Annotated in this window: 15 protein-coding genes; 4 read left to right on the forward strand and 11 right to left on the reverse strand. The window is 60.2% G+C overall.

Annotated features, from left to right (window positions below; genetic code table 11):
* Positions 1–22: 22 nt before the first annotated feature.
* From GSF67_RS05530 to GSF67_RS05560, 7 genes are all read right to left on the reverse strand, one after another.
* Positions 23–826 (reverse strand): transporter substrate-binding domain-containing protein, encoded by an 804-nt coding sequence (locus GSF67_RS05530; protein ID WP_006312515.1) that lies wholly within the window; start codon positions 824–826, stop codon positions 23–25.
* A 65-nt stretch (positions 827–891) separates the two neighbouring features.
* Positions 892–1,878: a 2-hydroxyacid dehydrogenase gene (locus GSF67_RS05535; protein ID WP_006312514.1), complete on the reverse strand. Its 987-nt coding sequence runs from the start codon at positions 1,876–1,878 to the stop codon at positions 892–894.
* Positions 1,879–1,954: 76 nt separating this feature from the next.
* Positions 1,955–3,106 (reverse strand): ABC transporter ATP-binding protein, encoded by a 1,152-nt coding sequence (locus GSF67_RS05540; RefSeq protein WP_006312513.1) that lies wholly within the window; start codon positions 3,104–3,106, stop codon positions 1,955–1,957.
* Positions 3,107–3,118: 12 nt separating this feature from the next.
* The gene (locus GSF67_RS05545; protein WP_006312512.1) at positions 3,119–3,949 is read right to left on the reverse strand and encodes a carbohydrate ABC transporter permease; all 831 of its coding nucleotides are present in this window, start codon (positions 3,947–3,949) and stop codon (positions 3,119–3,121) included.
* Positions 3,949–4,866 carry a carbohydrate ABC transporter permease gene (locus GSF67_RS05550; RefSeq protein ID WP_006312511.1) on the reverse strand — a complete coding sequence of 306 codons (918 nt, stop codon included), beginning with the start codon at positions 4,864–4,866 and terminating at the stop codon, positions 3,949–3,951. The genes GSF67_RS05545 and GSF67_RS05550 overlap by 1 nt, the downstream gene beginning before the upstream one ends.
* 64 nt (positions 4,867–4,930) lie before the next feature.
* Positions 4,931–6,148, reverse strand: coding sequence for a sugar ABC transporter substrate-binding protein (locus GSF67_RS05555; protein ID WP_006312510.1), 1,218 nt, complete (start codon positions 6,146–6,148; stop codon positions 4,931–4,933).
* Between the two features lie 122 nt (positions 6,149–6,270).
* Positions 6,271–7,026: a GntR family transcriptional regulator gene (locus tag GSF67_RS05560; RefSeq protein ID WP_006312509.1), complete on the reverse strand. Its 756-nt coding sequence runs from the start codon at positions 7,024–7,026 to the stop codon at positions 6,271–6,273.
* 160 nt (positions 7,027–7,186) lie between these two features.
* On the opposite strand from GSF67_RS05560, the gene GSF67_RS05565 reads away from it, so the two are divergent.
* The 4 genes from GSF67_RS05565 to GSF67_RS05580 are packed head-to-tail and all read left to right on the forward strand — an operon-like array spanning position 7,187 to position 10,751.
* Positions 7,187–8,389 carry a mandelate racemase/muconate lactonizing enzyme family protein gene (locus GSF67_RS05565; protein WP_006312508.1) on the forward strand — a complete coding sequence of 401 codons (1,203 nt, stop codon included), beginning with the start codon at positions 7,187–7,189 and terminating at the stop codon, positions 8,387–8,389.
* 10 nt (positions 8,390–8,399) lie between these two features.
* Entirely contained in the window at positions 8,400–9,170 is a 771-nt protein-coding gene (locus GSF67_RS05570) for an SDR family oxidoreductase (protein ID WP_006312507.1), read from the forward strand.
* A gap of 49 nt (positions 9,171–9,219) precedes the next feature.
* Positions 9,220–10,263, forward strand: coding sequence for an L-idonate 5-dehydrogenase (locus GSF67_RS05575; protein ID WP_006312506.1), 1,044 nt, complete (start codon positions 9,220–9,222; stop codon positions 10,261–10,263).
* Complete coding sequence (locus tag GSF67_RS05580; RefSeq protein ID WP_006312505.1) at positions 10,263–10,751, forward strand: ureidoglycolate lyase; 489 nt, start codon at positions 10,263–10,265, stop codon at positions 10,749–10,751. The genes GSF67_RS05575 and GSF67_RS05580 overlap by 1 nt, the downstream gene beginning before the upstream one ends.
* A gap of 150 nt (positions 10,752–10,901) precedes the next feature.
* On the opposite strand, the gene GSF67_RS05585 is transcribed toward GSF67_RS05580, so the two are convergent.
* The 4 genes from GSF67_RS05585 to GSF67_RS05600 all read right to left on the reverse strand — a co-directional run bounded on the left by GSF67_RS05585 (position 10,902) and on the right by GSF67_RS05600 (position 15,716).
* Positions 10,902–11,624, reverse strand: a complete 723-nt coding sequence (locus GSF67_RS05585) for an ABC transporter ATP-binding protein (protein ID WP_006312503.1) — start codon at positions 11,622–11,624, stop codon at positions 10,902–10,904.
* Positions 11,621–13,393, reverse strand: coding sequence for an ATP-binding cassette domain-containing protein (locus GSF67_RS05590; protein WP_006312502.1), 1,773 nt, complete (start codon positions 13,391–13,393; stop codon positions 11,621–11,623). The genes GSF67_RS05585 and GSF67_RS05590 overlap by 4 nt, the downstream gene beginning before the upstream one ends.
* 1 nt (position 13,394) lies before the next feature.
* The gene (locus GSF67_RS05595) at positions 13,395–14,429 is read right to left on the reverse strand and encodes a branched-chain amino acid ABC transporter permease (protein ID WP_006312501.1); all 1,035 of its coding nucleotides are present in this window, start codon (positions 14,427–14,429) and stop codon (positions 13,395–13,397) included.
* A 138-nt stretch (positions 14,430–14,567) separates the two neighbouring features.
* Positions 14,568–15,716, reverse strand: coding sequence for an ABC transporter substrate-binding protein (locus GSF67_RS05600; RefSeq protein WP_006312500.1), 1,149 nt, complete (start codon positions 15,714–15,716; stop codon positions 14,568–14,570).
* Between the last annotated feature and the right edge of the window lie 4 nt (positions 15,717–15,720).

The following is a 15,720-nucleotide window of genomic DNA, read 5'->3' on the forward strand; positions in this document are numbered from 1 at the left end:
GCGCCGGAGTTTTGCCGTCCGATCAGAACGTCGGGAGAACGGGCAGGGGCGTGCCGACCCATTTGCGGGCAATCGTGTCCAGCTCGCCATTCTGCTTGATGTAGTAGATCGTATTGTTCAGCCACTGATGCAGGTCGACGGCATCCTTGCGAACGGTCATCGAGTTCGGCTGCATGGAGAAGAAGAATTTCATCTCCGTCGTCGTATCGCCGCGCAGCTTGATGGCCGCGTTGGCCTGCGCATCCGGCCCGGCGATCGCCTGCACCTGACCCGAGAAAAGAGCCTGCATGGTCGTCGCATCATCATCAAAGCGCAGGATCGTCAGGCCAAGTTCCTTCTCACGGTTGACGAATTCGCGCTCGACGCTCGACCCGCGATTGACCCCTACAGTCATGCCTTTCAGGTCTTCCCATTTTTCAATCTTGGTATCCTTGTGGGAATAGATCCCCACCTGGAAGGCGCTGTAGGGGTTGGTGAACATCACCGCCTTGGCGCGCTCCGGCGTCGGCGCCAGCGTCGCGACAAGGAAGTCCACCTTGCCGGATTCCAGAGCCGGAATGCGCGATGGCGGCGTCAGTTGGACCATGGTGACCGGTACGCCGAGATATTTGCCGATCAGCGTTGCGACATCGGCATCATACCCGACCGGATTTCCCTGCGCGTCCACCGAGCCGAAGGGCGGAGCACCCACCAGCACGCCGATCTTCACCGAGCCGCGCTTGACGATGTCATCGACGCTCTGTGCATTTGCCGAAAAACCGGTGAAGATACCGGCACAAACCGCGATCGCGGCAGCAACGGATTTAAAAGACTGAAAGATGCTCATCACTCTCTCCCTGGTTGATTGAGCTGTGGTTTATGGCCGGCTCCTCCCGGCCATGCGGTGATCTGCTATTCAGACGCGGTGCGGACGATGTTGATGCAGTCTTGCCCCTTCAGCCGCCGATTGATGTTTTCCGCGATCGTCTGCTGCCGCCGCCGCACCGTTCCACTGGTCCAGCCGGACATGTGCGGCGTCATGATGATGTTCTCGAGTTGATTGAATGGCAGTGCGGACGGTTGTCTCGTCGGCGCGTCGGGTGACGGATAGGCGTACCAGGTATCAATGACCGCACCGCCGATGGTTCCGCCTTTCAGCGCGTCATAAAGCGCCTGCTCGTCTATGGTCGGGCCGCGCCCGACATTGATGATGACGGCACCGGATTTCATCGCTGCGAAAGCCTCCGCATCGACGATCCCGCGTGTCGTGTCCGTTAGTGGTACGGAGACGACGATGAAATCTGCGGTCGGCCAGAATTCGTTGAGCTGATCTAGTGTGAAGGAGCGGTCTACCAGATCCGACGTTTCCACGCGGCTGCGATTGGCGACGCTGACCTGCATTCCGAACGCCTTCGCGCGGACCGCAATGGCCTTCCCGATATGGCCGAAGCCGAGAAGACCGATGGTTTTTCCGGACATTTCGTCGTGCAGGCGCTCGGTCGAACCGGACCAGTAGGCCCACTGGCCGGCGCGCAATTTGTTGTCGGCATCGCGCAACGGAACATGACGGTTGAGAATGGCTGAAAACACATATTCGGCAATTGCGGGATCATGGCCAAAGCAGTTGCACACGACCGCGCTTTTCGGCAGCAGGTCGAGATTGACGGCGTCATAACCGGCGCCGGGCACATGAAACAGCGTCAGTCTTTCAGGCGTCGGCAACGATGCATCAAATTTGACGCCAACGATGATATCGGCTTTGCGATAGGCGTTGCGGTCTTCCTCGGTGACGAGTTGATCCGGCAGCAGAGCGATTTCCGCGCCGCCCTCCACCAGGTTTTTGAAGTCATCGCTGAAACAGGCGGCATTTTCGCCGTGAAAAACGATCCGTTTTGACATGTCTATTCTCCCCGCTGCGGATATTTCTGGAGATTGAAAAAAGGTTGCGCTGATGCAGGTCCGGTCACGTTCACGGTCACGACCGGATCCGCTCGCCCGTCACGGCCGAAAACAGGATGGCCTGATCGGGATCGATCGTCAGCGAAACCTCCTGCCGTAGTGAAAGCGTGCAATATCCGGGAACGGTCACCATCACCGCATCCATATCGCCGTCCTCGTCATGCGCCGTGCGGCCGTCTTTGAGGCGAACGGCGATGATCGAATCTGCGCCGATATGTTCGACCATCACGACCTCGCCCCGCAGGGAGGCTTCGGTCGGTTCCGTCGTCAGGGAGAGGGCGTTTGGCCGAACACCCAGCAACACGGTGGAAGCCGTCTCCGACTGTGGCACATCCACGCGGATGGAGGTGGAGCCGATGAAGAGGCCATCAGGCTTTTTGTCAGTGACGATCAGGTTCATCGGCGGCGTGCCGATGAAGCGGGCGACATAGGTATTGGCCGGATCGGTATAGATTTCGCGCGCCGTTCCGAATTGCTGGATGATGCCGTCGCGCATCAGGGCGATTTTTGTGCCCATGGTCATGGCTTCGACCTGGTCATGCGTGACGTAGACGAAGGTTCCACCGATCTCCTGGTGCAGGCGTGAAATCTCCGAACGCATGGAGGTTCGAAGCTTGGCGTCCAGATTGGAGAGCGGCTCGTCCATCAGGAACACTTCCGGCTCCCGCACCATGGCTCGCCCGAGGGCGACGCGCTGGCGCTGTCCGCCGGAAAGCGTGCGCGGGAAACGGTCGAGCATCTCCGTCAGCCCGAGGATTTTTGCGATCCTGGCGACTTTTTCGACGACGGTTGATGATTTCTCGATCCGGCGTTTTGCCAGACCGCCGATGATCGGCAGGTGGTGCCACCAGCGAAACTGCTGCATCAACAGCGGGAAGGACATGTTCCTGCGCACGGAAAGATGCGGGTAAAGCGCGTAGGACTGAAACACGAAGGCGATATCGCGGTCACCGGGCGGCAATTGATCGACCCGCCTGCCGCCGATCAGGATTTCACCGCCGGAAATGCTTTCAAGGCCTGCGAGCATACGCAAAAGCGTGGATTTGCCACAGCCGGAAGGGCCGAGAAGGACGAGGAAATCTCCCTCTTCGATCGAGACATTGATGTCACGAATGACTTCCTTCGCACCGAATTTCTTCGAGATATTATTGAGTTCAATAGCGGGCATCTGGTTTTCCTGTCAGCCTTTGACACTGCCGGCGGTCATTCCGGCGACCACGTAGCGTTGGGCAAAGAGGTAAAAGACGATGGCGGGCAGGGTGTAGATCACCCCCACTGCCATGACGGAATGGATGGGGGTGGAGAGTTCGCCGACAAAACTGGCGAGCCCGACGGAAGCCGTCCTGAGGTTTTCACTGCTGATCAGGGTCTGCGCGAAGACATATTCGTTCCAGCCGTGGAAGAAAGAGATGACGGCAGCGGCAGCGAGCGTCGGTGCAATCAGCGGAATGATGATGCCGAGCACAATATCGAGACGCGAGCAGCCATCGACCCTTGCCGCCTCTTCGATCTCGATCGGAATGCCGTCGATCGCACCCTTGATGATCCAGGTGATCACAGGCACCACGAAGGCGGTGTTTGCCAGCACGAGACCAGGGATCGTATTGAGCAGGTTGAGGTCGCCGAATATCGAATAGAGCGGCACGACAAGCATGGCTTCCGGCAGCATCTGCGTCGCAAACAATGCAAAGCCCAGTATCGCAAGTCCTGCAAACCGGAAGCGGGAAAGGGCGTAAGCCGGCAGGACGGCAAGCAGGATGCTGAGGACGGTGGTGCCTGTGGCGACCAGAAAGCTGTTCTTCAGCCATGTCGTCACCGGGATGGTATCGAAAACCTCGAGATATATTCCAAGCTGCGACCAGTCAGGCACGAGCCGTGGAAAGGGCGCGAAGAGTTCCGAGGACGGCGTCATGGACGTGACGAACATCCAGTAGATCGGAAAAGCCGCGAAGCCGAGCATGAAGAGGACAGCGAGGATGCGGACATAGTGGGCGTTGCCGGTGGTATTCATCAACGCTTTCCCTGTGCCTGTTCAGTCATCCGGGTGACCTTGAAATAGATGACGGTGACCAGAAGCGCGATCGACAGGCCGATCATGCCGATGGAGGCCGCCGATCCGAGATCGCGATAGACGAAACCCTGGCGATAAAGCTCGATGACGAGCGTATTGGTCGCGCCGATCGGGCCGCCCTGCGTCATCAGCCAGATGAGGTCGAAGCGGCGCAGCGACCAGATGGTGACGAACAGCGTCAGCATCAGCACGGTCGGCTGGATGGTCGGCCATGTGGCGGTCTTGAAGATGTTGAGCCGGTCCGCACCATCGATGACGGCAGCTTCTTTAAGCTCATGCGGCACGCCCTGCAGCGCCGCAAGGATCACCACGGACGAGAAGGGAAATATCTGCCAGACGGTGGTGAGCAGGATAGCCGGTAGGGCGAGGTTCGGATCGTCGAGCCAGTTCTCGCCGCCGAAGGGAAGGCCGAGACCGGTGAGAACCCGATTGAAAATGCCGTATTGCGAATTGAATATCCAGGTGAACACCAGCGCGACGGCAACGGATGGCGCGGCCCAGGGAACGGTGATCAGCGCCCGGGCAATACCCCGGCCGAAAAAGGGGGAATCGAGCAGCATGGCCGAACCGAGACCCGTGCCGATGGCAAAGATCACGCAGGCGACGGTATAGATCGCCGTGATCCACAGGACCTTCCACAATTCGCCATCCTCGATCAGGAAGGAATAATTCTCGATACCGACGAACGGGTTGACGTTGGGCGTCAGCAGGTCGGTGGCGGTGAAGCTCATTAAGAACTGCTGGACCAGCGGATAAAACTGAAACAGCAGGAGATAAATGCCGACCGGTGCGGCGAAGAGATAAGGAGTCAACGGATGACCGTCGAGCCTTGCTCCTGCGAGCTGGGCACGTTTCATAACTGACCTCGATGGAAATAGAGCCGGGGTTGCGGAGGCCGATCAGTCAGCCTCCGCATCGATCTCAGCGAAGGACGCGTCGCTCCACCAGCGTTTGGGCGCGATCCATGGCGTCCTTTGGATCGGCATTTTCGAGAAGCACCTTCAACACCTGCTCGAGCACGATCTGCTGGATTTCGGGCGTCTTGCCCTCATGTCCCATCACGAGCTGCGGAAGGGCGTTCTGCATCTGGCCTTCATAGACCTTCAGCCATGGCCGCTTTGCCTGCTCTTCGGCAGACATGTCGATCTTGGTGCCGACACCCGTCCCCATGGCGGCCTGAAGGCCTTTCTGGTTCTCGGGGGAATAGGCCCATTTGATGAAGGCGCCCGCAGCATCCTTGTGCTTCGTGTTGGCGTTGACCACGAGAGCGGTCATGATGAGGCCCTGCGCCTTGTCCGGGAAAGGCGAGGGTGCTGCGGCGAAATTGAGCTGCGGGGCGTTCTGGTTGAAGATTGCCGCCACGCCGCCGTTGTCGACATTCATGGCGATCTTGCCTTCCCAGAACATGCGGCGATAGGTGGCCGCATCCGCGCCGCGTGGCGTCACGGCGGCATCATAAACCTGCTTGTAGGCGGTAACGCCCTTGATGACGTCAGGGCTGTTGAGCGTGAGCTTGCCGTCCTTGTCGCTCCAGCGACCGCCAAATCCGAAGACGTAGTTGCAGAGATCCTGCCAGAAACCGGCGCGCTCCGCCATCGTGGCGCGGTAGGCATAACCATACACGCCGTCCTTGGTTTTCTCCTTGGCGGCCGCCAGGAAGCTTTCGAAATCCTTCGGTGGTTCCGGCAGGATGTCCTTGTTGTACAGCAGCGCATAACCCGTCGTGTCGAACAGCAGACCGTAACGGACGTCCTTCACCTTCATGAAGCGGTCCGGCCCCAGGAATTCGTGATCCTTGTCGCTGATCATATCATCGAGCGGCAGCAGGCGACCGGATGGAATGGCGGCGAAGAAATCGGTCTGGTCGAAGCGTACGAGGTCCGGTCCGCCACCGCCGCCCATCTGGGTGAAGACAGTGTTGGCGAGGCTGGAAAACGGAATTGCGATGGGTTCAACTTCGACCTTGTCCTGACTTTCGTTGAACTTCTGGATCCAGGCCTTGACCCGGTCGCCACGTCCGGCTTCCGCAAAAACCGCGGCGGCGAAGGTGATCTTGTCCTTGGCCAGCGCCGGCGCTGCCCAGGATGCAAGCGCCGTCGCCATTGTGGCCGCAATCAAGGATTTTACGATATTGCTCATCCATGCTCCTCCCTGAGCTTTTTTTTGGCGCCTCCCGAGCGCCATAAGTCATTGTAAAATATGTATTTCAGAAATCTTTCTTCGTGGCGGACGGATGTCGCACATCCAATGGTGCCGCTGTCTCAAATCTTGAAAATCGGTTCGATGCTGCAATCCAGCAGGCGAGGGTCTATACCCGTCTCCATTTCATCGAACATGGAATCGACGAAGCCGACCAAGGCGTCCGTTGCGGCAAGCGCCGTGTCCAGATGGCGGTTCGCGACGGCATTCAGGACCGAAAGATGGCAGTCGACTGTCTGCGTCAGGTCGGATTTTCCATGTGTCACCGTGTGGTGAATGAAGCCGATGCGCCGATAGATCGTGTGCAGAGGCCGCAGGGTATGTTCGAGGAAAGGTTCGTTCGCCGCCGCCAGCAAAATCTGGTCGATCCGACGGTCGAGCAGGTTGAATTCGCTGAGCGTGATCTGCTCCCGCCGTTCACGCAGGGCACGTTCAATATGCAGCATCTGATTGCGATGGGAGAGGCTTGCCCGCTCCACCGCCAGCCGCATGACGAAGCGTTCCATGTCCCGACGAAGCTGTAGCAGCAGGCGTTCACGCGCCAGATCGATCGGCGCGACCCTGAGGCCGTGGCGGGGCAGCACGACCAGCAGCGTATCGGCGGCAAGACGGCTGACGGCATTATGAACCGGCGTCCGGCCCAGCCCCGTGGCATCCTGCAATTCCTGCAATGTCAGTTGCCGACCGGGCTTCAGCTCGCAATTGATCAGCAGTTCCTCGATGCGCTCATAAGCGAGATCGAAGAAGTTGACGCGGTTTGCCCGCTTCGGCTTTTCCCCGTCCGTTACCAGTTCGGGTTTCGTCTGCTTGCGTGCCATCTCCGGTCTCCTCCCGTCGCGGTCAACAAACTCAGTACATAAATCGCTATAAAACATGTTGTGAAATTTTACAAGCGACATTATTGTCCTGGTCGAGACTGGCTGGGAGGCTGGTCAGTCAATCGGGAGACGCGACCGAGCTGGGCGCGCGGAGGAGCTAATGAAGATTACGTCTGTCGAAACTTTGCGGACCGAGGAGTTCTCAAATGTGCTTTGGGTGCGCATCCACACCGATGCCGGGGTGATCGGGCTGGGTGAAACCTTCTATGGCGCAGGCGCGGTCGAGGCTCATATCCACGATGTGCTCGCCGGTCGCCTGCTTGGCCGCGACCCGATGCGGATTGAGGCGCATTCCCGCGAACTGGTGAATCTGCCGATGGCGCAGGCCTCGACCGGTGCCGAATATCGTGCGGCTTCGGCGATCGATCTGGCGCTGTGGGATATTTTCGGCAAGGTCTGCAACCAGCCGGTCCATCAGATGCTGGGCGGCCTCTGCCACGATCGTATACCCGTCTACAACACCTGCGCCGGTTACGGTTACGTGCGGTCCAACAAAATCAAGCCGGTCGATACCTGGAATTTTCGCGACGATGCCGAAGGCCCCTATGAAGATCTCAGGGCTTTCATGACGGATGCGGGCGCGCTTGCCGAAAACCTGCTGGAGCAGGGCATTTCGGCCATGAAGATCTGGCCCTTCGATCCCGCCGCCATCGAAAACGACGGACGCTATATCACCAGCGAGCAGCTGCGCGCAGCCCTTTTGCCGTTCGAGCAGATACGCAAACGTGTGGGTGACCGCATGCAGATCATGGTGGAGTTTCACAGCCTCTGGAACCTGCCGACGATCAAGAAGATCGCCCGCGAACTCGAGGCCTTCGACCCGACCTGGTACGAAGATCCGATACGGATGAACTCGGTATCCGCCCTTTCGGAACTCGCCGCCTCCACCAGCGTGCCGATCTGTGCCTCGGAAACCCTCGGTTCCCGTTTCCCCTATAAGGACATGCTGGAAGCCGGCGCGATCGGCATCGTCATGACCGACCTCGTCTGGACAGGTGGTCTGACCGAAGGCCGCAAGATCGCCGCACTGGCCGACACCTATCATCGCCCTTACGCGCCGCATGATTGCACCGGGCCCGTCGCCTATGCCGCAGCCGTTCATTCCTCTTTTTCACAGACCAACACCATGATCCAGGAGTCGGTGCGCGCTTTTTATACCGGCTGGTACAGCGAGCTGGTGACAAATCTGCCCGTCATCGAAAACGGCTTCGTGCTGCCGATGGAAGGACCCGGCCTCGGGACCGAATTGCTGCCCAAGGTCTTCGAGCGGCCGGACCTGACGGTCCGCGTCAGCACGCTGTGAGGAAGGCATCATGAGCAATCAGACCATCTTCGATCTCTCCGGGCGCACGGCGCTTGTTACCGGTTCTTCACGCGGCCTCGGCCGCGCAATGGCGGAAGGACTTGCCGTCGCGGGGGCACGCATCCTCATCAACGGCACCGATCCGTCGCGTGTCGCGCAAACGGTTCAGGAGTTTCGCAATGCCGGCCATGACGCCGAGGCGGTCGCCTTTGACGTCACCTCCGAAAGCAAAATCATTGAGGCTTTCGCCAGGCTTGATGAGCAGGGGATAGACGTCGACATTCTCGTCAACAATGCCGGCATCCAGTTCCGCAAGCCGATGATCGAGCTGGAGACGGCCGACTGGCAGCGGGTAATCGACACCAACCTCACTAGCGCCTTCATGATTGGCCGTGAGGCGGCAAAACGGATGATCCCGCGGGGATATGGCAAGATCGTCAATATCGGCTCCCTGACCAGCGAACTGGCCCGCGCGACGGTGGCGCCCTACACCGTGGCCAAGGGCGGCATCAAGATGCTGACCCGCGCCATGGCGGCGGAATGGGCGCAATACGGCATTCAGGCGAACGCCATCGGCCCCGGCTACATGCTGACCGACATGAATCAGGCATTGATCGACAATCCGGAATTTGACGCCTGGGTGAAGGCGCGCACGCCCGCGAAACGCTGGGGCAAGCCGCAGGAACTTGTCGGAACCGCCGTGTTCCTGTCTGCTTCGGCCTCCGACTACGTCAATGGCCAGATAATCTATGTCGATGGTGGAATGCTGTCGGTTCTCTAGAACCGCCCCCATCCTTGATAACAACAGAAATTGACGGGAGGAGACGCGCATGCGCGGAGTCGTCATTCATGCAGCAAAAGACCTGCGGGTAGAGGACGTTGCTGGCCAGCCACTTGCCACGGACGAGGTGCGGGTGGCTGTTGCCGTCGGCGGAATTTGCGGCTCGGATCTGCATTATTATAACCATGGCGGCTTCGGTACGGTGCGCGTTCGAGAGCCGATGGCGCTCGGTCATGAGTTTGCCGGTACGGTGGTTGAGGTGGGCAGTTCGGTCTCGCATCTCGTGCCCGGCATGCGCGTGGCCGTCAATCCGAGCCTGCCTTGCGGCACCTGCCGCTATTGCGCTGAGGGCAGGCAGAATCAGTGCCTGGACATGCGCTTCATGGGCAGCGCCATGCGCTCCCCCCATGTTCAGGGCGGTTTCCGTGAAGTCGTGACGGTCCATTCGACGCAACCGGTACAGATCGCCGACGGACTTTCCATGGGTGAGGCAGCCATGGCCGAGCCTTTGGCCGTGTGCCTCCATGCCGCGCGTCAGGCGGGATCGCTTCTGGGCAAGACGGTGCTGATAACCGGTGCCGGGCCGATCGGCATGCTTAGCCTGCTCGTTGCCCGTCTTGCCGGCGCGGCGCATATCGTCGTTACCGATGTCGCCGACGCACCGCTCGAGCTGGCGCGACGTATCGGCGCGGATGAAGCCGTCAACATCCTGCGCGATGCCGGCATGCTTGAGAAATACCGGTTTGAAAAAGGCGTCTTCGACGTCCTGTTCGAAGCCTCCGGCAATCACGCGGCACTTGTCCCGGCGCTGGATCTGCTCCGGCCGGGCGGTATTATCGTCCAGCTCGGTCTTGGCGGAGACTTCACCATTCCGATGAACCTCATCGTTGCTAAAGAGCTGCAGCTGCGCGGAACGTTCCGCTTCCACGAGGAATTTGCCCAGGCGGTGAATATGATGGGACGTGGCCTGATCGACGTTAAGCCTTTGATCAGCGCCACATTGCCGTTCGATCAGGCCCGCGAGGCTTTCGATCTTGCCGGTGACCGCGCAAAAAGCATGAAAGTGCAGCTTGCCTTCAGCGGAGCAGCCTGATGAAGACCGTTGCCGCCAGGCCGCTGACAGCGGAAGCCTTCGCGCCCTACGGCTCTGTCGCCGACATCTCCGAACTTGAAAATCTGGTGTCGCTTGCGGATGCCTATGAGGGAACCGGCGAAGCAAAAACACCAGTGCTTCAACTCGTACACGCGAAGGCAATGTCGGGTTCGCCGGTCATTTCGCAAATGGAAATACATCCATTCTCCAGCCAGACTTTTCTGCCGCTCGACCAGTCGTCATCTCTGATCGTGGTTTGCGAAGCAGGTGAGGACGGGATGCCGGACGAATCCACCATAAAGGCCTTTCTGGCAAGCCCCAGCCAGATCGTCACCTATCGTCACGGTGTCATGCATCACAGGCTGACGCCGCTTGCGCCCTCCGGCAGATTCGCCATGACGATGTGGCAGACGGGACGTGGTGGAGACGCCGTCCTTTACCCGCTGCACACACCCGTATCGGTGGATATCTCCGACATCACTCCGTGAGCATGCGGTCGTCGGTTTTGCTCTTCTGGTCCATCGAACCGCTGCCTGAAATGTGCATGTGACGGCGGCGCTGTGTTTCAGACATCAGCGCATCACGACCAGTCCGTCCGTCAGCGACGGGAACCCGTTCTCATCCGGAGGGAGGGCTCTCTAGACGGCGTGTTCACCGGGGCCGAGATAGCTTGCCATCAGTGCCGGATCGACGGCGAGTTCAGCGGCAGGGCCTGAGCGGCGGACCTCGCCGAGCTCAACGAGATAGGCCTCGTCGGCGATTTCAAGCGCGGCGCGGGCGTTCTGTTCGACCAGCAGGATGGAGACGCCGGTACGGCGCAGTTCGGCGACGATGCGCAGGATTTCGGCGACGATCAACGGCGCAAGCCCGAGGCTTGGCTCATCCAGCAGCAGCAGTCTCGGCCGGCTCATCAGTGCTCGGGCGAGCGCCAGCATCTGCCTTTCGCCGCCGGAAAGCGTTCCGGCAAGCTGCTTGCTGCGCTCGCGAAGGCGCGGGAAGAGTGCATGGACCTCTTCACGGGTTTCGTTGCGCTCTTGGCGTGAGCGCAGGAAACCGCCGAGTTCGATATTGTCCTCGACCGTCATCGATCCGAACAATTCGCGCTTTTCCGGCACCAGACAAAGGCCGGCGGCAACCCGGCCCTCGATGGTATCGGGCACCGGCGCGCCGTCGTAAAGAATGGTCCCGCGCGAGGGGATCACGCCCATGATGGCATTGAGCAGCGTCGTCTTGCCGGCCCCATTCGCCCCGATGACGGTGACGATGCTACCTGCGGCCATGGAAAGCGATATGCCATGCACCACCTCGGCGCGACCGTAAGCGACATGGATGTCCCTGATATCGAGTAGATTTCCGCTCACGCCGCACCCCCGAGATAGGCCGCGATCACGGCCGGATGTTGCCTTATGTCCGCAGGCTTGCCTTCGGCGATCAACGTGCCGAAGTCCAGCACGACGATATGATCGACCAGCCCCATGACGAAGCCCATGTCGTGCTCGACGAGCAGCACGCTCACACCTTCGGCCCGCAGTTTTTTCAGGAGATCGCCCAACTCCTGTTTTTCGCCGTGGCGCAGGCCTGCCGCCGGTTCATCGAGCAACAGCAGGGTCGGGTTGAGGCAGAGCGCGCGGGCAATTTCAAGGATACGGATCTGCCCGAGCGCGAGGTCGCCGGCCGGACGGTCGCGATGGGCGCCGAGGCCGACGCGGTCAAGCTGGTCGGCTGCTTCGGCCAGAAGGGCCTGCTCCTGCCTGCGTTCGAGCCGGAAGAAGCTGCGGAACATGCCCGCATTGCCGCGCAGATGTGCGCCCAGCGCCACATTCTCCAGAACAGACATTGTCGGCAGCACCTTGGCGTGCTGGAAGGTTCTGGCAATGCCCCGTCGTGCGATCAGCCGCGGATTGAGGCCCGACAATCTTTGTCCCTGATAGGTGACTTCTCCACCGGACAGGTTGAGGATGCCGGTGATGAGGTTGAAGGTGGTGCTCTTGCCGGCGCCATTCGGGCCGATCAGGCCGATGATCTGCCCGGCCTTGATGTCGAAGCTGACATCATTGACCGCTGTCAACCCGCCAAAGGCCTTGCGGACCCTTTCGACCCGCACCAGCGGGCTGCCCGTCTGCGGCATGGGGCGTCTGTCCAGCGCTTCGCCATCACGCCTGATGGTGCGGGGCGGCCGCGCGGGCAGGTATCTTTCCAGAAGCGGCCAGAGACCATCACGGGAAAGCTGCAGGATAAGGACGAGCAGCACACCGAATACGATCATTTCGAAATTGACCGATGTGCCGAGGAGGCCGGGCAGTACCCGTTGCAGCACCTCCTTCAACACCAGCACGACACTTGCGCCGAAGATCGCCCCGACAACACGGCCGGAGCCGCCCACCACGGCCATCAGCATATAGGTGATGCCCATGTCGAGGCCGAAGGGGGTCGGGTTGATCGATCGCTGCATATGGGCGTAAAGCCAGCCGGAAAGCGCGGCCACCACGGCCGCAAACACGAAGACGGTAAGCTTGGCGCGCTCGATATTGACTCCGAAGGCCTCCGCCGCCTGCGAACCGCCGCGCAGAGCGCGAATGCCGCGCCCGACGCGACTGTCGAGCAGGTTCTGTGCGCCGATCGCCACCGCGATGACGAAGATCCAGATGATGTAATAGATCGAACTGCTGCTCATCAGCGCTTCGCCGCCAAGCGATAGCGGCGGTATGCCTGAAATTCCGTCATAACGGCCGAGAAGTTCGATGCGGCCGAACAGGTAATAAATCGCAAGACCCCAGGCGATGGTGCCAAGCGGCAGGTAGTGGCCAGATAGCCGAACCGTCATCAAGCCCAGCGGCAGGGCGACAACCGCGCCGACGAGGAGGGACAGCGGCAAGGTCAGCCAGGGCGAGAAGCCGTAGGCAGAGGTCAGAACCGCCGTTGTATAGGCGCCGAAACCACAGAATGCTGCCTGACCGAAAGAGGTCATGCCGCCGACGCCGGTCAACAGCACGAGCCCGATGGCGACAAGCGAAGCAAGGCCGATATTGTTGGCGAGCGTCACCCAGAAGGGTGGAACAGGCAGAAGCGGAAAGATGGCGACGAGAAAAAGCGCAGCTACCGCAGGATAGAGATGTTTACCTGAGGTCATGTCACTCTTCCTCATGATGGCTTGCGCCGAAGGAAAGCCAGATCAAAACGGGCACGATGAGGCCGAACACGATGATCTCCTTGAAGTCGCTAGCAAAAAAGGAGGCGAAAGCCTCGATGAGTCCAACGCCCACCGCCGCAACCGCCGTGACGGGAAAGCTCGCCATGCCGCCGAGAATGGCAGCGACAAAACCCTTGAGACCAATGAGGAAGCCCGTATCATAGAAGATGGTCGTGATTGGCCCGACCAATACGCCGGAAATCGCGGCTATGGCTGCGGCCAGCACAAAGGCGGTGACGCCGGTGAGTTCCGTTCGAACACCGACGAGACGGGCGCCGAGCCGGTTGATCGCCGTTGCTTTCAGCGCCTTGCCGAGCAGTGTCTTTTCGAAAAACAGGTAAAGACCGATCATGACGAGGATGGTCGCGAGATAGATGAAAATGCTCTGGGCAGTAACGAGCATTGGCCCCAGCGTGAAACCACCATCACTGAGCGCCGCCGCGCGCAGGCCTTCCGGACCGAAGAAAGCGAGCCCGAGGCCCATCAACGCCAGATGCACACCGACGGAGGCAATCAGCAGAACGAGAACGGAAGCATCGGAAAGCGGCCGGTAGGCGATGCGATAGACGTAATATCCCATGGGCGCGATGATCGCGATGGTAATCATGGCACGCAGGAACGAGGGGAGCTGCATGGGCGCCAGAATTGCGACGAGCCCGTAAATCGCGCCGGGCAGGGCAAGGTTGACGGCAAGCGCCTGCAACAGTCGCGGAAGGCGCATGTCCCGCCGCGTTGCCCACAGATCCAGCACAAGAGCGACGACGCCCATGCACAGCAGCAGGTTCAGCGTGCCCGGCACACGGCCGGCATCCAGCAGCGCCAGGGTCAAAGCGCCATGGGCGACGAACTCACCCTGCGGAATGAAGATCACCCGCGTGACCGAGAAAACCAGAACGATGGCAAGGCCCAGCAGCGCATAAATCGCGCCGTTGGTGACGCCGTCCTGGATCAGGAAAGTGGCAATTGTCGCGTCCAAAATACACCCTTTGGTTTGGCCTTGCGTGATGCGCGATGGGCATTTTCGATGACCGGCGAACTGCCATCGGGCTCGCCGGGTCTGCGGCTGCGCGTTCGAGCCGGGAGCAGGCTCCCGGCCCGTCTTGAATGGGGAGCTTTATTTATTGTCCGGCAGCAACACGAATTTGCCGTCGGCCGCTGTCAGCAACACGACCCCGCGCTGGTCGAGCCCGTAATGATTGTCGGCGGTGAATTCGTAGACGCCGTGGGTGGCGTTATACGGACCGCTGGTCTCAATGGCGTCGCGAAGGGCGGCGCGGAATTCGGCAGTGCCGGGCTTTGCCTTTTTCAACGCCACCGGAACGGCCTTCTTGAGGATCACCATGACGTCCCAGACATGCGAGCCGAACTGGGTGCGGGTGTTGGGGCCGAACTTGCCTTCGAAAGCCTTGAGATAAGCGAGGCCTTCCTGTTTGGTCGGCGCGCTGTCCGGCTGATCTTCCGCGACCATGACCGGACCGGACGCAAACACGGTATTGTCGACGGCCTTGCCGGCAATGCGCAGGAAATCGAATGTTACGGCGCCGGAAACGACATAGACCTTGCCCTTGAAACCGCGCTCGCGCACCCCGATCTGGGGCAGGGCGGCGCCCGTGCCGGAAGCGCCGATGAAGATGGCGTCCGGACGTGCGGCAAGCGACTTCAGCACCTGACCCGAAACGGACGTGTCGGCGCGCGCATAACGCTCCTCCGCGACCAGTTCGAGGCCGTAGTCCTTGCCGGTAGCCTTCAGCGCATCGACCCATTGTTGGCCGTAGGAATCGGCAAAACCGATAAAGGCGACACGTTTGACGCCGTCCTTCTGCATGCGCGCAAACATGCTCTTCACCAGAACCGTGGAAAATTGCGGCATGACGAAGTTCCATTTCTTCGTTGCCGTCGGCGGGATCGGCGACAGCGCGAAATGCGGAACTTCCGTCTCATTGGCAACGCCGGCGACGGCAATGGCTGCCGGCGTCAGCGCCGAACCGACGATAACATCGACCTTGTCGTCACTGGCAAAACGCCGGGCATTGGTGGTTGCGACGGACGGATCGCCGGCATCGTCGAGCAGGATGACCTTCAGCTTTTCGCCATCAATATCGGCCGGCCAGAATTCGATCGATTGCTTGAGCGGAATGCCGAGCGCAGCACCCGGCCCAGTGGTTGGTATGGTCACGCCGATGGTCACATCGGCAAAGGCGGAGCTTGCTGTGATCGTCAAGGCGACGGCAGTTGCCATCCATGTGTTGATGCGTTTATTCATTGTC

The sequence above is a fragment of the Agrobacterium sp. CGMCC 11546 genome, assembly GCF_013365515.1.
In the GTDB taxonomy this organism is placed as follows: domain Bacteria; phylum Pseudomonadota; class Alphaproteobacteria; order Rhizobiales; family Rhizobiaceae; genus Agrobacterium; species Agrobacterium fabrum.

What these genes read in the sequence shown, in the direction of transcription:
- GSF67_RS05550 (WP_006312511.1), bottom strand. Translation starts at nt 4,866, where the DNA reads ATGAAACGTGCCCAGCTCGCAGGAGCAAGGCTCGACGGTCATCCGTTG.
- GSF67_RS05580 (WP_006312505.1), top strand. Translation starts at nt 10,263, where the DNA reads ATGAAGACCGTTGCCGCCAGGCCGCTGACAGCGGAAGCCTTCGCGCCC.
- GSF67_RS05555 (WP_006312510.1), bottom strand. Translation starts at nt 6,148, where the DNA reads ATGAGCAATATCGTAAAATCCTTGATTGCGGCCACAATGGCGACGGCG.
- GSF67_RS05545 (WP_006312512.1), bottom strand. Translation starts at nt 3,949, where the DNA reads ATGAATACCACCGGCAACGCCCACTATGTCCGCATCCTCGCTGTCCTC.
- GSF67_RS05575 (WP_006312506.1), top strand. Translation starts at nt 9,220, where the DNA reads ATGCGCGGAGTCGTCATTCATGCAGCAAAAGACCTGCGGGTAGAGGAC.
- GSF67_RS05570 (WP_006312507.1), top strand. Translation starts at nt 8,400, where the DNA reads ATGAGCAATCAGACCATCTTCGATCTCTCCGGGCGCACGGCGCTTGTT.
- GSF67_RS05590 (WP_006312502.1), bottom strand. Translation starts at nt 13,393, where the DNA reads ATGACCTCAGGTAAACATCTCTATCCTGCGGTAGCTGCGCTTTTTCTC.
- GSF67_RS05560 (WP_006312509.1), bottom strand. Translation starts at nt 7,026, where the DNA reads ATGGCACGCAAGCAGACGAAACCCGAACTGGTAACGGACGGGGAAAAG.
- GSF67_RS05600 (WP_006312500.1), bottom strand. Translation starts at nt 15,716, where the DNA reads ATGAATAAACGCATCAACACATGGATGGCAACTGCCGTCGCCTTGACG.
- GSF67_RS05530 (WP_006312515.1), bottom strand. Translation starts at nt 826, where the DNA reads ATGAGCATCTTTCAGTCTTTTAAATCCGTTGCTGCCGCGATCGCGGTT.
- GSF67_RS05565 (WP_006312508.1), top strand. Translation starts at nt 7,187, where the DNA reads ATGAAGATTACGTCTGTCGAAACTTTGCGGACCGAGGAGTTCTCAAAT.
- GSF67_RS05535 (WP_006312514.1), bottom strand. Translation starts at nt 1,878, where the DNA reads ATGTCAAAACGGATCGTTTTTCACGGCGAAAATGCCGCCTGTTTCAGC.
- GSF67_RS05540 (WP_006312513.1), bottom strand. Translation starts at nt 3,106, where the DNA reads ATGCCCGCTATTGAACTCAATAATATCTCGAAGAAATTCGGTGCGAAG.